Genomic DNA, 13,585 nt, shown 5'->3' on the forward strand with positions numbered 1-13,585 from the left:
ATGTAGAATGAGAAATAGTGAATGATGAAGTGTACCAAAGGAAGGCCTCAATTCTTAATTTTTCAATTTTAAATTCTTAAATCCCCTTCACCTATTTTTTCCCTACCTTTGCAGCCTTAATTTGATGTCTCCCATGAGTTTGAAAGAAGAAATCCAGAAGCGTAGAACCTTTGCAATTATTGCTCACCCCGATGCAGGAAAGACTACTTTGACTGAGAAGCTATTGCTTTTTGGTGGTGCAATCCAGACTGCCGGTGCAGTAAAATCGAATAAAATCGACACGGGAACGAAGTCGGATTGGATGGCGATTGAGAAGCAAAGAGGTATCTCTGTGGCTACTTCTGTCATGGGTTTTGAATACAAGGACATCAAAATCAACTTACTTGATACACCCGGTCACCAGGATTTTGCGGAAGATACTTATCGTACTTTAACGGCGGTCGATTCGGTGATTATGGTGATTGACTGCGTGAAAGGTGTGGAGATTCAGACGGAGAAACTCATGGAAGTTTGCCGGATGAGGAATACTCCTGTTATCTGTTTTATAAATAAACTCGATAGAGAAGGTCGTGATCCATACGAACTGATCGAAGAAGTGGAGCAAAAACTGAACATTCAGTGTCGCCCGCTTTCTTGGCCTATCGGGATGGGGAAGACATTCAAAGGAGTTTATAACCTGTTTGATCACAAGCTTAATCTTTTTACCCCATCTCAGCGAAAGCTGAGTGATGTTCGGCAGTCATTTGAAGACGTAAATGATCCAGAACTGGAAGAGTTGATCGGAAAAAGCTATGCAAATCAACTTCGGGATGACGTGGAATTGATCGAAGGTGTTTACCCGGATTTTGATCCTACGGAGTATTTGGAGGGAAAAGTTGCGCCAGTATTCTTTGGATCTGCAGTGAACAACTTCGGTATCAATGAGATGCTGGATACTTTTATTAAGATTGCGCCGGCACCTAAAAGCCGTAGAACGGAAGATCGGGAAGTGACCCCAGATGAGAAGAAGTTCTCAGGTTTTGTGTTTAAGATCCACGCCAATATGGATCCCAATCACCGAAATAGAATTGCTTTCTTGAGAATATGCTCGGGAACTTTTGAACGGAACAAACCATACAATCATGTCCGTGGGCCAAAGCCACTTCGCTTCTCCAATGTGACCCAGTTTATGGCGCAGGATAAGGAAATGATCGATGAGGCGTTTCCGGGTGATATAGTCGGGCTGTATGATACTGGAAACCTGAAAATCGGGGATACGCTGACCGATGGAGAGGATATGCAGTTTGTAGGTATTCCAAGTTTCTCTCCGGAAATTTTCCGGGAAGTAGTGAACAAGGATGCCATGAAGACCAAGCAACTCGAAAAAGGCTTGAAGCAACTCATGGAAGAAGGAGTAGCTCAGCTATTTACCTTCGATATGGGATCAAGGAAAGTAGTCGGTACGGTTGGTCAGCTTCAGTTTGAAGTGATTCAGTTTCGATTGAAAAACGAATACAATGCTACGGTAGAGTTTCATCCAATGAACCTGTACAAAGCCTGCTGGATCACCAGCAAGGACAAAAAGCAACTGGAAGAATTTGTCCGCTCAAAAAACCGCCACATCGCGCATGACAAAGATGGTAAGCTTGTCTTTATGGCCGAGTCAAAAGCCTGGCTTCAGATGGTAATGGATAACTATCCTGAGATAGAGTTTCATTTTACTTCGGATATTTAATCAAAAACCCTCCAGGTTTCCAAAGCCTGGAGGGTTTCGTTTTATATGAGTCTTGTTGTAATAATGGAAAAATTCGGAATTGGATTCCGGATTTTTCCTTAAATTACATAATGATTTCTCGAAAAGCGACCGAAAAACTTTTAGAACTATCCACTTTCTTCAAAGTAATTGCAGTAGTAGGGCCAAGACAATCTGGTAAAACCACTTTAGTTCGTGCTATTTTTCCTGAAAAACCGTATGTCACACTTGAAGATCCAGATCAGCGCAGATTTGCATTGGAGGACCCGAGAGGGTTTTTGTCTGCATTTCCCAAGGGAGCTATTCTGGATGAAGTTCAGCGTACTCCGGAGATCTTTTCCTATTTGCAGGGAATCGTAGATTTCAATCCCGCACCTGGGCAATTTATCCTTACTGGTTCCAATAATTTTCTATTGCAGCAATCAATTACGCAAAGTCTGGCAGGTAGAGTGGGTTATTTGCAGTTACTTCCGTTTGCCATAAATGAAATTTACCCATCGGGAGATGATATTCCAGCTGAAAATATTCTATTGCTCAAAGGAGGGTATCCACCTTTGTACGAACCTGGAATTCCTTCTTCAGATTGGTTTCCTAATTACCTCCGGACCTATATTGAGCGTGATGTAAGGCAGATCAAAAATATTAGTGACCTAATAGTTTTTGAGCGGTTTGTACGCTTGTTAGCGGGGAGAGTCGGGCAGGAGCTGAATATGACTTCTCTGGGAAATGAAGTAGGAGTAGATAGCAAGACAATCCAATCTTGGATAGGAGTTTTGGAAAGTAGTTTTGTGATTTATCTATTACGGCCGCATTTTAAAAATTTCAATAAAATGATTGTCAAACGCCCAAAAGTATATTTTCTTGATACGGGCTTGGTAAGCTTTCTACTTGGAATAAATACTTCAGAACAGCTCAGTCAGCATCCTCTTCGGGGTTCACTATTCGAAAACTTGGTGGTATCCGAAATGATAAAGCTCCGAACAAACCGTGGAGAGGAAATTAATCTTTATTTCTGGAGGGATAAGACTGGGCATGAGATTGATTTACTGGTTGATCGTGGACTTGAATTGCTACCTATTGAGATTAAATCTGGTATGACCATTAATTCAGACTATTTCAAAAACTTGAAATTTTGGCTCCAACTTAGCGGTCAAGAAAAGGGGGTGGTCTTATATGCAGGCAACCAAAGACAAACTAGGTCAAATGGTGTTCAGGTAATGAATTGGAAGGAGATTTTAGAAAAGGATTCCTAGTTTCAGAAGTAGGAGTTATTACTTTTATGGCTGAGTCAAAAGCTTGGCTTCAGATGGTGGTGGATATTTATACTGAGATAGAGTTTCGTTTTACTTCGGATGTTTGATGATAGCCCCTCCTGGTTTCCAAAACCTGGAGGGGTTTTGCTTTATTGTCCACCTAGGTCGTAGCGAGTCAAGTTGGGCTTCCCATCGTCATGATAGGATATTAGAAATTCATCATTTGAAGAAACTGCGATCTGATTTACCTCCTGATCAAGTAGAAATTTTTTAATTAAATTCCCATCCCAGTCAAATACCCAAATTTCATTAGCGTAATTTTCATTTTCTTGAATTCGTGTTTTTCCAGAGTACAAAAGATAAATGAAATCATCTGTAGTGCTGCTTCCGACAAAACCGTATTTGTTTTCATCAGTCATTACTGCGCTCATTGATTTCGGACTGTCTGAGCCTATGAAATCTGGTGCTTCTCCTTCCATTCGAAATTTTAAAGTGATGTTGTTATTCTCTATTTCCAGAATGTCAAAAAATGGATTTGAACTGTGTGTAAATAATAGGCTTGTCCCATCAGGCTTGATTCTAAATTTCCCTTGCTGAGACATAGGGATTGAATTGGGTATAGATTTCATCTCTGGAGACAAGTAAGGATAATCAATAGCTAGTTCTTCATAACTCTGTTCACCTATTTTGAATGAGGCATATTTTTTTTGAAAAATACCTGTTCCTACAAATAATGAGTCAGCTACTTTGACATAATTCATGAAATCGAATGCGATCTTTTCTATCCCATTTTTGCAATTTGTTTCCTCTGATTCATCAAATGACAATAACGACATCTCTTGATATCCGAAATTTGATTTGAGTACAAGCCCAATGTCTTCAAGATTATTTGGAATTGCTTGTATGAAAGTTGGAAACCCTATTTCACATGGTCCTTCTCCTATTTTCCCGAGATTCCCTTCGAATTTTTCTTCCATGACATTGAAGACCTTAAAATAATATTCATCATCCTTATCACCTATGACCAATTTGTCCTTGATAATGATCATGTCCGACGATCTATTTATTTCATCAGATAGGGATAGGCGCTTTCCATTGTTTAGGGTAATGCTTTTATCAAAACCTAAATCTGATTTCTCTTCAACTGTCTTTTGAGAACAGGAACAAGTGAAATACCGAAAAGACTATAATGTTTCTATTGGACATGCGAATCTGTTAAGTCAACTCAATAGATGGATAGTGTCAATGTATAGATAAATTCTGAATCCAATTCCGGATTTTGCCACTTAATGCAAATTGACCTTTTTAAATCACCATAAGCAGAAGCAGCACAACGTTAATGACAATTCTGATTACGAAAGCAGTTATATTTTTATGCGAATTCTCAATTTCTTCCTTGTGCTTTATCGTCTGTAAAAGGAAGTAAGCTGAACCTATAATCGTCAAGGAAATGAGGATGAGCAAGGGAATGATCAGAAATTCCAACGCCCTGATTCTACTTACAAAGACATTTAAGACAAAGGATATCAAGGTCACTATAGATCCAATGGACTGGGCTTTTTGGATTTGATCTAGACTATTGACGTTCGTGTTTTTCACTGTTTTTATATGAAATTGCTGTTTTTGAAAAGAAAAGGAAGCGCCTTAGGATAAACTTTATACTAGGTTTTAAGCTTCATCGGTCACCCAGCATCGGGTATCGGGCTATTCAAAAAACACCTCCTCAAACTCAAATCGCTGCCCATTAAACAATCCCTTATCGCTCAACTTTAGATCTGGAATCACCAGCAAGGCCATAAAGCTCAAGGTCATAAATGGAGAATTTAACGTGGCTCCCATTTCTTTGGCTAGTTTATCGATTCGCGTGTAAGCAGCGGCCACTTCATAGCCATCCGATGCTGACATAATTCCTCCTACAGGAAGCGGGAGTATTTCTTCCTGATCTCCAGACACAGCCGAAACTCCTCCTTTTGCTTCTATGATCAGATTAACTGCTTTGCAGATTGATTCGTCGTCGATTCCTACTGAGATGATATTATGTGAGTCATGACCTACGGAGGAAGCAATGGCTCCGGTTTTTAGTCCAAAGTTTTTAATAAAAGCCACAGCTGGCCGAGCATCTTCGTAGCGATTGACCACGGTGATTTTTAAGATGTCTTCGTCAGGATTTGATTCAGCAAAGCCATCTTTGAGGAGTATTTCACCTGAGATTTCCGGAGTGATCAATTGTCCATCCAGAGCCTCGATGACTCTAACTTTGGATCCGCTTGCTTTGAGCTGAAAGTCTTCTGGCTTTTTCAGAGAAGTATGGAAATTATTGATGATCTCGTTTTTAATTGATTGGATCAGCGTTTTTCCATTTTCAGCTACTTTCGCTCCATTTATATAGGTGCTAATGACTTGGAACTCTTTCAAGTCTTTTACTAAAATAAAATCAGCGGGATCGCCTTCCCTGAGTTGGCCTAAATTCATGGAGTAGTGTGCGATAGGATTTAGGCAAGCAGCCTGAAGTACATGAAAAATATCTTTCCCTCTTGCGACAGCCCTTGCTGCCAATTCATTGATATGGGAAACCGCAAGATTATCGGGATGCTTGTCATCCGAGCAAAACATAATCATCTCAGGGTAGTCATCGATCAGATCGATCAGCGCCTCAAAGTTTTTGGCAGCGGAGCCTTCCCGGATGGCAATTTTCATTCCCAACTTTAATTTCCCTAATGCCTCTTCTGCTGTGAAGCATTCATGATCGGTACTTGGGCCAGCACTCACATATTTCTCAGCCAGTTCTCCCTTCAGTCCAGGTGCGTGTCCATCGATCGGTTTGCCGTATTTCTTTGAGATTCGGATTTTCTCCATTACCAGCTCATCCCGATTCACCGTACCTGGCCAGTTCATCATTTCTGCCAAGTAATGAATTTCAGGTCGGGACATCAGGTTTTCAATATCTGCCGAATTGATTTCTCCGCCAGCGGTCTCGAAAGGTGTGGCAGGCACACATGAAGGCGCTCCAAAGTAAAACTTGAAAGGAACTTGTTTTCCATTTTCTATCATATATTCCACCCCTTCCATTCCGCATACGTTAGCAATTTCATGGGGATCAGAGACTGTGGCTACAGTGCCATGAACCACAGCTAGTCTTGCAAATTCGGAAGGAACCAGCATTGAACTCTCCACATGCACATGTGCATCGATAAAGCCCGGCATCAAAAAAGACAAGTAAGGATCCGTTTCGATTTTTTCCAGTTTGGTTATTTTTCCATCAGCTATACTGAGTGAAACGCAATAGATTTCACGGTTTGGGATATCTACAAATTGGCCTTGGATCTGCATAAAAAGGGGAGGTAAATTAATTGGAGTAAATCTGTATAAGCGATTCACCTTTGCGCTTTGGAGATTGGTTTAGATTAAAACTACTATATTTGCGCAGTAATAAAAAAACGAATTAAGCGGGTTTTTTGAATGAATAAAATCGTCATCGCCATCGATGGATATTCGGGATGTGGGAAGAGCTCCACTGCCAAAGCAGTTGCAAAGGATTTGGGATATACGTACATCGATTCCGGAGCCATGTATAGAGCGGCGACGCTACATTTTTTGAATCAATTTCTCTCTCCTGCCAATCCACATGATGTGGAAAAGGGCCTGAAATCACTTGATATTTCTTTTCATCTAAATCCTGAGACGCTCAAACAAGAGACCTATCTGAATGGTTTGAATGTAGAGGATGAGATCCGAACCATGCGTATTTCCAATAAAGTCTCTGAAATTGCGACGGTAGCCTCTATCAGAAAGGAATTGGTTGCTCAGCAGCAACGTCTTGGAAAGAAGAAAGGAGTGGTCATGGACGGACGTGATATTGGATCAGTGGTTTTTCCTGATGCAGATCTGAAGGTGTTTATGACTGCGGATTTGGATACCCGCGCGATAAGACGTCAGGAGGAGCTTTTGGAAAAGGGTGAAATGGTGGAGCTTGATGCCATAAAATCCAATTTGTCCGAACGGGATCGTGTGGATTCTTCCCGATCAGAAAGTCCGCTAAAGAAAATGCCAGATGCTGTGGAGGTAGATACGAGTAATAGTACCTTTGCGGAGCAAGTGGGGAAGATCGTTCATCTGGCCAGACAAATCATTGATAAACAAGAGAGCTATGCAGGTAAGCATTGATAAAAACTCTGGGTATTGCTTCGGTGTGGAATTTGCCATAAAAATGGCAGAGGATGAGATGGAGCAGAGTGACAAGCTGTATTGCCTAGGTGATATAGTCCATAATTCTATGGAAGTCACTCGTCTGAGCGAAAAGGGTCTGGTGGTCATAGATCATGAGCAGCTTTCAGAGTTGCATGACTGCAAAGTGCTGATTCGGGCACATGGAGAGCCCCCTGAGACCTATAAAATAGCCATTGAAAACAACATCGAATTGATTGATGCTTCTTGCCCGGTGGTATTGAAGCTTCAGCATCGTGTGAAAAGTGCCTTCGATAAAATGGAGCGTGAAGAGGGGCAGATTGTCATATATGGCAAGAAAGGTCACGCAGAAGTAATCGGGCTGACTGGTCAGACCTTGGAAAAAGCCATTGTAGTGATGGAAGATGCTGATTTGGAGAAGATTGATTTTTCCAGACCTGTGACGCTGTTCAGCCAGACGACCAAAAGCACAAAAGGTTTTTACGAGATTTCGCAGAAAATAGAAGATCGCATCCAGGCGGCGAAGCAAGAAATAACACGTGAAACCTTCAATACAAATGATTCTATTTGTCGTCAGGTATCAAACAGGGAGCCTCAATTGCAGCGGTTTTCTCAGGAGAACGATGTGATCTTATTCGTGTCAGGGAAGAAAAGCTCCAATGGCAAAGCACTTCATCAGGTTTGCCTTGCGCAAAACGAAAGAAGCTATTTCATAGAAAATGAGACAGAGATTGATCCTGACTGGTTTCAAAAAGACGAAAAGGTTGGGATTTGCGGAGCTACTTCCACGCCGATGTGGCTGATGGAGCAGGTTAAATCTTATGTGGAGTCACTCGAAGAAGGGGTGCTCTCCGTATAAAACAGAGTTATTTAAAAACATAGGAAGCCATTCTTCCAAAAGTTCAAACATTAAAGTTCATATACCCTCAAATTAAAAAGGTTATTTATTAGATTTGGGGCGTTTTTCAAAAGCTCATAGTTCAAAAACAGATATGTCTAAAATAGTGAAGCTTAAGAAAGGTTTTGACATCAACATGGTGGGAAAGGCTAAGCAAGAGCTGGCTGATTTCGCCCAGGCGCAAACCTTCGCAATTAAGCCGACAGACTTTATTGGGCTCCAGCGCCCTAAAGTTCTTGTCAATGAAGGAGATACCGTAAAGGCAGGTACTCCAATCCTGATCGACAAAGCACTGGATCAAGTGATGTATGCGGCTCCTGTTTCCGGCAAAATTGTCGAGATTAAAAGGGGTGATCGGCGTAAATTGCTTGAAATCAGTATTTTGGCTGATTCTACCATCACACAAGAGCAATTTGATATAGTTGGTCTTGCTTCTCTAGATAGAGAGGCTTTGGCAGCTAAATTGGCTGCTAGTGGTGTTTGGCCAAACATCATCCAACGACCTTTCGGTATAGTCGCAAATCCTGCAGATACTCCCAAGAGTATCTTCATTTCTGCTTTTGATACACATCCTTTAGCTCCGGATTATGCTTTTGCATTGCAGGGTCAGGAGAAATATCTTCAGGCTGGAATCGAAGCGCTGGCAAAACTGACAAGCGGCAAGGTTCATCTGAATGTAGATGGATCTAAAGCTATTCCTGCTGTTTTTGCAAATTTGAAAGGAGCTCAGGTAAACAAGTTTTCTGGCCCACACCCTGCCGGAAACGTAGGTGTACAGATTCATCACCTGGATCCAATCAACAAAGGCGAAATTGCTTGGACAACGACTCCTTATGGAGTTGCACAGATCGGTAAATTTGTTTTGGAAGGGGTATATGACGCTTCTAGAATTATCGCGATAACTGGTTCGGAATTGACAAAAGCTGCTTATGTAAAGACTTACATGGGAGCATCTGTATCCACTTTTGTGAAAGGAAATCTTAACTCTGGTCATGTAAGAGTGGTGTCCGGAAATGTATTAACCGGAGAGAAAATTTCTTTGGACGGGTTCTTAGGATTCTACCACAACCAGATTACCGTAATTCCTGAGGGCGATTACTATGAGTTTATGGGTTGGGCAAAGCCTACCACCAGATTGAGCTACCACAGAGCTTTAGGCTTGCTTTCTTTCCTTACTCCAAACAAAGAGTTTGTTCTGGATTCTAACGGAAGAGGAGAAGAAAGAGCATTTGTGCAAACCGGTGTTTTTGAATCAGTCACTCCGATGGACATACTTCCAGTTTATCTTTTAAAAGCCATCATGGCTGAGGATTTTGATGAAATCGAGGAATTGGGGATCTATGAGATCGTAGAAGAAGATTTGGCTCTTTGCGAGTTTGTGGATGTGTCAAAGCATCCGGTGCAGGAGTTGGTGAGAAAAGGAATTGAATTAATCCAATACAGTTAATCCATATGAAGTTTCTAAGAGATTTATTGGACAAGCAGAAGCCACTTTTCGAAAAAGGTGGAAAGCTTGAAAGTCTATATTACGCGTTTGAGGCAGGGGAGACATTTATGTTCAGCCCTAAGCATACTACCGGTATCAAAGGTGCTCAGGTAAAGGATGCTATCGATTTGAAGCGAATGATGATCACCGTGGTAATCGCGATGATCCCTTGTTTGCTTTTTGGTATGTACAATACAGGTCATCAGCATTTGCTTGCAACTGGCGGAACCGCTGGGTTGTGGGAGAACTTTGGTGAGAAATTAGGTATTGGAGCAATGCTTGTCCTTCCACTGGTTTTGGTAGCCTATACTGCCGGAGGGGTAGTAGAGGCCGTTTTTGCAATAGTGCGGAAGCACCCAATCAACGAAGGCTTCTTGGTAACGGGTATGCTAATTCCATTGGTTGTTCCTGCTACTACGCCATTATGGCAAGTTGCTTTGGCTACTGTTTTTGCGGTAGTGATAGCGAAGGAAGTATTTGGTGGTACTGGTATGAACGTGCTGAACGTAGCCATGACAGCAAGAGCTTTCTTGTATTTCGCTTATCCAGCGCAGATTTCAGGTGACCAAGTTTGGACGTACTTAGGAGATAAAATGCCCGTAGATGGTTTCTCTGGAGCTACTGCTCTTTCTGTAGTTTACAATGCTGGCGTAGAAGGTACACAGTCAGCCGTCGAAGCTTTAGCTGCTCACAACACGGTGTTAGGATCTGGCTTATACGAATTTGCAAACCTTTTTATGGGTTGGATTCCAGGTTCTATTGGCGAGACTTCTACGTTGATGGCTCTGGTAGGAGCATTGATCCTAGTGGCTACTGGAGTAGCAAGTTGGAAGATTATCGTTTCAGGTTTTGCGGGAGCATATATCATGGGGTTTGTAATGAACCTTTTCGCTGTAAATGAGTACATGGCACTTCCTCCACAGTATCACTGGGTGATGGGTGGCTTGGCATTTGGTATTGTCTTCATGGCAACTGATCCTGTATCGGCAGCGCAGACAGAAACAGGCAAGTGGATATACGGTTTATTGATCGGATTCCTGACAGTGATCATTCGAGTGACTAACCCTGCCTACCCGGAAGGGATTATGCTTGCAGTTCTATTTATGAACGTGTTTGCTCCATTGATCGATTATTATGTAGTTAAGGCAAATAAAACAAGGAGGTTACAACGTGCAACAGTCTAATACTTATATTATTACGTTTTCCGTCATCTTGACGGTAGTTCTAGGCCTACTTCTTTCAGGCACTTCTCAAGTTTTGGGGCCTTTGCAAAAAGAAGCCGTTGCTTTAGATAATAAAAAGCAAATCTTAGGTGCTGTTATTTCCGGTGAAGAAATCGCCGCTATGACTCCTCAGGAAGTGAATGAGTACTATAGCAATAGAATAGCTTCTGTAGTAGTGGATATCAATGGTCAAGAGGTTACTGAACGCGAAGGTGTAGCTGTGACAGCTGAAACTGTAGATATCGCAAAGAATTATAAGAAGCCAGCAGAAGAAAGATTATACCCTGTGTATATTTTTCATGCAGAAGGAAAACCTGAAGCAGCTGAAAATTATATCCTGCCTCTTTATGGAGCGGGTCTTTGGGATGCTATTTGGGGATACGTTGCGCTGGAAACAGATATGAATACGGTAGGAGGAATTACGCTGGCGCATGCCGGAGAAACTCCAGGCCTAGGTGCTAGAATCACAGAACCTGGTGTACAACAGAGATATGAAGGTAAAAGTATCTATAATGAGTCAGGGGAATTAGTGGCCGTAGAAATGCAGAAGGGCGAAGGCAAAGATTATTCGGGTGATCCTCACCAAGTGGATGGTATGTCTGGAGCTACGATTACTGCTAAAGGAGTCAATAATATGCTTAAGAACTACCTGAGCTACTATGAAGCATACATTGAGAGTAAGAAATCTTCCTCCTCTGTAGCTACACTTTAATCGAACTATACAACTCAATAATTATTCAATATGAGTGCTGAAACTATAGAAAAAAAACCTGCAGAAGCCCTATTATCCAAGCGTAGGAAAAAACTGGTAACTGATCCGCTGATCGATGACAATCCAGTTACCATACAGGTACTTGGGATCTGTTCAGCTTTGGCAGTTACCACACAAATGAAACCAACATTGGTTATGGCTATAGCCGTAATCTTTGTAGTTGTAATGTCCAATTTGCTGATTTCATTGCTGAGAAATACCATTCCTAGCCGTGTCAGAATTATTGTACAATTGGCTGTTGTTGCCACGTTGGTGACCTTGGTAAATGAAGTGTTGAAAGCTTTTGCTTATGATATGTACAAGGAGCTTTCAGTATTCGTTGGCTTGATTATTACCAATTGTATTGTAATGGGACGTCTTGAAGCATTCGCTTTGGGTAATAAACCATACGATTCTATTCTAGATGGATTTGGATCTGCACTTGGGTATTCCTGGATTATCCTTACCGTAGCATTCTTCAGAGAATTGTTAGGATCAGGTGCTGTATTTGGTATCCCTGTTTATGACTATGTGTCTGGCTTATTTGGTCCGGATTTCCAGTTGGCTACCAATGGCCTGATGGTTTCTCCTGTAGGGGCATTTATGGTATTGGGATTATTGATTTGGGTACAGCGTACCAAAACAGGATATGTTGAACACTAAAAACCTACTGAAGAAATGGATTTATTTAATTTAGGTATTCGGTCGATCTTTATCGACAACATGATTTTCGCTTACTTCCTTGGGATGTGTTCTTTCTTGGCCGTTTCCAAAAAAGTAAGTACAGCTATCGGTCTTGGTGCAGCAGTAATCTTTGTATTAACTGTTACTGTTCCTGTGAACTGGCTATTGAATGAGTATGTACTGAAAGAAGGTGCTTTGTCTTGGGTTAATGCAGGTCTTGCAGATATTGACCTTACGTTCCTAAGATTTATCATGTTCATCGCCATCATTGCAGCTATGGTTCAGTTGGTGGAGATGGTAGTTGAAAAGTTCGCACCTGCACTTTACGGAGCTTTGGGTATATTTCTTCCTTTGATCGCTGTAAACTGCGCGATTCTTGGTGGATCACTCTTCATGGCTCAGAGAGATTATACGCTTGCAGAATCTACGGTGTATGGTTTCGGATCGGGAACAGGTTTTTGTCTTGCAATTGTTGCGTTAGCTGCGATTCGTGAGAAATTGAAATACTCTCATGTTCCTAATGGCTTGAAAGGCTTGGGCATTACCATGCTTTTGACAGGTTTGATGGGCATTGCATTTATGTCTTTTATGGGAATTGATTTATAATCAGTTTCTTAGCTATAATCTGAAAGCTCTGGGATTTATTCTCAGAGCTTTTGTTTTTAGCGGTAATTGATTTTTGTCAATTTGCTAGTAACTTTTCGGCTGAAAATTTATTGAATTAATAACCCTTATTCTTATGAAAACCCTATTAACGCTTTGTTGCCTCATCGCCCTTACCTCTTCTGTCTCCGCCCAAAGTGGTGAGTGGATTGAACTTTTCAATGGAAAAAATATGGATGGCTGGAAAATCTCCGAAAACTCTCAATCTTTCCAAGTGGAGGATGGTGTGATCAAAGTGGCTGGACCACGTGGACATGCTTTTTATAATGGTGAAGTTGCCAATCATGACTTCAACAATTTTGAAGTGATCGCGGAAGTGAAGACAATGCCAGGAGCCAATTCCGGTATTTTTATTCACACCCAATACCAGGAAGATGGCTGGCCGAATGTAGGCTATGAAATCCAAGTGAACCAAAGCCATGGAGATTGGAGAAAAACTGGCAGTGTCTATTCATTCCAAGACGTAAGAGATGTCTATGTGGAGGATGGAGAATGGTACACCGAGCACATCATTGTACAAGGTGACGTAGTGACAGTGAAAATCAACGGAGAAACTGTTAATGTCTATGACCAATCTAAAGACGAAAATCGCAAAGGTGAGCTAGGTACTAAGAAAGTTGATCATGGGACGATTGCTCTTCAAGCTCACGATCCCAAGTCTGTGATCTATTACAAAAGTGTAAAAGTGAAAGTCCTACCGGATTAATCGG

Annotated in this window: 13 protein-coding genes; 10 read left to right on the forward strand and 3 right to left on the reverse strand. The window is 41.5% G+C overall.

The window, feature by feature from the left end:
- The first annotated feature begins 133 nt into the window (after positions 1-133).
- Positions 134-1,714 (forward strand): peptide chain release factor 3, encoded by a 1,581-nt coding sequence (locus tag BM386_RS15730; RefSeq protein ID WP_091696150.1) that lies wholly within the window; start codon positions 134-136, stop codon positions 1,712-1,714.
- A 110-nt stretch (positions 1,715-1,824) separates the two neighbouring features.
- Positions 1,825-2,985: an ATP-binding protein gene (locus BM386_RS15735; RefSeq protein ID WP_091696039.1), complete on the forward strand. Its 1,161-nt coding sequence runs from the start codon at positions 1,825-1,827 to the stop codon at positions 2,983-2,985.
- A gap of 149 nt (positions 2,986-3,134) precedes the next feature.
- On the opposite strand, the gene BM386_RS15740 is transcribed toward BM386_RS15735, so the two are convergent.
- The 3 genes from BM386_RS15740 to ade all read right to left on the reverse strand — a co-directional run bounded on the left by BM386_RS15740 (position 3,135) and on the right by ade (position 6,315).
- Positions 3,135-4,034, reverse strand: a complete 900-nt coding sequence (locus BM386_RS15740; protein WP_091696041.1) for a BF3164 family lipoprotein — start codon at positions 4,032-4,034, stop codon at positions 3,135-3,137.
- Positions 4,035-4,290: 256 nt separating this feature from the next.
- Entirely contained in the window at positions 4,291-4,584 is a 294-nt protein-coding gene (locus BM386_RS15745; protein ID WP_091696042.1) for a hypothetical protein, read from the reverse strand.
- 105 nt (positions 4,585-4,689) lie between these two features.
- Entirely contained in the window at positions 4,690-6,315 is a 1,626-nt protein-coding gene (gene ade, locus BM386_RS15750; RefSeq protein WP_091696044.1) for an adenine deaminase, read from the reverse strand.
- 129 nt (positions 6,316-6,444) lie between these two features.
- Between ade and cmk the strand changes: the two genes are divergently transcribed.
- From cmk to BM386_RS15790, 8 genes are all read left to right on the forward strand, one after another.
- Positions 6,445-7,149, forward strand: a complete 705-nt coding sequence (gene cmk / locus BM386_RS15755) for a (d)CMP kinase (protein ID WP_091696045.1) — start codon at positions 6,445-6,447, stop codon at positions 7,147-7,149.
- Positions 7,133-8,029: a 4-hydroxy-3-methylbut-2-enyl diphosphate reductase gene (locus BM386_RS15760; RefSeq protein ID WP_091696047.1), complete on the forward strand. Its 897-nt coding sequence runs from the start codon at positions 7,133-7,135 to the stop codon at positions 8,027-8,029. Before cmk ends, BM386_RS15760 begins: the two co-directional genes overlap by 17 nt.
- A gap of 133 nt (positions 8,030-8,162) precedes the next feature.
- The gene (locus BM386_RS15765) at positions 8,163-9,515 is read left to right on the forward strand and encodes a Na(+)-translocating NADH-quinone reductase subunit A (protein ID WP_091696049.1); all 1,353 of its coding nucleotides are present in this window, start codon (positions 8,163-8,165) and stop codon (positions 9,513-9,515) included.
- A 5-nt stretch (positions 9,516-9,520) separates the two neighbouring features.
- Positions 9,521-10,738 (forward strand): NADH:ubiquinone reductase (Na(+)-transporting) subunit B, encoded by a 1,218-nt coding sequence (locus tag BM386_RS15770; protein WP_091696051.1) that lies wholly within the window; start codon positions 9,521-9,523, stop codon positions 10,736-10,738.
- The gene (gene nqrC / locus BM386_RS15775) at positions 10,725-11,489 is read left to right on the forward strand and encodes an NADH:ubiquinone reductase (Na(+)-transporting) subunit C (RefSeq protein WP_091696052.1); all 765 of its coding nucleotides are present in this window, start codon (positions 10,725-10,727) and stop codon (positions 11,487-11,489) included. The genes BM386_RS15770 and nqrC overlap by 14 nt, the downstream gene beginning before the upstream one ends.
- 30 nt (positions 11,490-11,519) lie before the next feature.
- The gene (locus BM386_RS15780) at positions 11,520-12,191 is read left to right on the forward strand and encodes an NADH:ubiquinone reductase (Na(+)-transporting) subunit D (RefSeq protein ID WP_091696054.1); all 672 of its coding nucleotides are present in this window, start codon (positions 11,520-11,522) and stop codon (positions 12,189-12,191) included.
- Between the two features lie 15 nt (positions 12,192-12,206).
- Entirely contained in the window at positions 12,207-12,818 is a 612-nt protein-coding gene (nqrE, locus tag BM386_RS15785; protein WP_091696056.1) for an NADH:ubiquinone reductase (Na(+)-transporting) subunit E, read from the forward strand.
- A 133-nt stretch (positions 12,819-12,951) separates the two neighbouring features.
- On the forward strand, positions 12,952-13,581 hold the full coding sequence (locus BM386_RS15790; protein ID WP_091696058.1) for a 3-keto-disaccharide hydrolase: 630 nt from the start codon (positions 12,952-12,954) through the stop codon (positions 13,579-13,581).
- Positions 13,582-13,585: the final 4 nt, after the last annotated feature.

The sequence above is a fragment of the Algoriphagus locisalis genome (assembly GCF_900116615.1).
Lineage (GTDB): Bacteria > Bacteroidota > Bacteroidia > Cytophagales > Cyclobacteriaceae > Algoriphagus > Algoriphagus locisalis.

Bases quoted from the DNA above. Each gene is read 5' to 3' on its own strand.
- BM386_RS15760 (WP_091696047.1), top strand. From the start codon at position 7,133: ATGCAGGTAAGCATTGATAAAAACTCTGGGTATTGCTTCGGTGTGGAA.
- BM386_RS15730 (WP_091696150.1), top strand. From the start codon at position 134: ATGAGTTTGAAAGAAGAAATCCAGAAGCGTAGAACCTTTGCAATTATT.
- cmk (WP_091696045.1), top strand. From the start codon at position 6,445: ATGAATAAAATCGTCATCGCCATCGATGGATATTCGGGATGTGGGAAG.
- nqrE (WP_091696056.1), top strand. From the start codon at position 12,207: ATGGATTTATTTAATTTAGGTATTCGGTCGATCTTTATCGACAACATG.
- BM386_RS15790 (WP_091696058.1), top strand. From the start codon at position 12,952: ATGAAAACCCTATTAACGCTTTGTTGCCTCATCGCCCTTACCTCTTCT.
- BM386_RS15770 (WP_091696051.1), top strand. From the start codon at position 9,521: ATGAAGTTTCTAAGAGATTTATTGGACAAGCAGAAGCCACTTTTCGAA.
- BM386_RS15740 (WP_091696041.1), bottom strand. From the start codon at position 4,034: ATGATCATTATCAAGGACAAATTGGTCATAGGTGATAAGGATGATGAA.
- BM386_RS15765 (WP_091696049.1), top strand. From the start codon at position 8,163: ATGTCTAAAATAGTGAAGCTTAAGAAAGGTTTTGACATCAACATGGTG.
- BM386_RS15735 (WP_091696039.1), top strand. From the start codon at position 1,825: ATGATTTCTCGAAAAGCGACCGAAAAACTTTTAGAACTATCCACTTTC.
- ade (WP_091696044.1), bottom strand. From the start codon at position 6,315: ATGCAGATCCAAGGCCAATTTGTAGATATCCCAAACCGTGAAATCTAT.
- BM386_RS15780 (WP_091696054.1), top strand. From the start codon at position 11,520: ATGAGTGCTGAAACTATAGAAAAAAAACCTGCAGAAGCCCTATTATCC.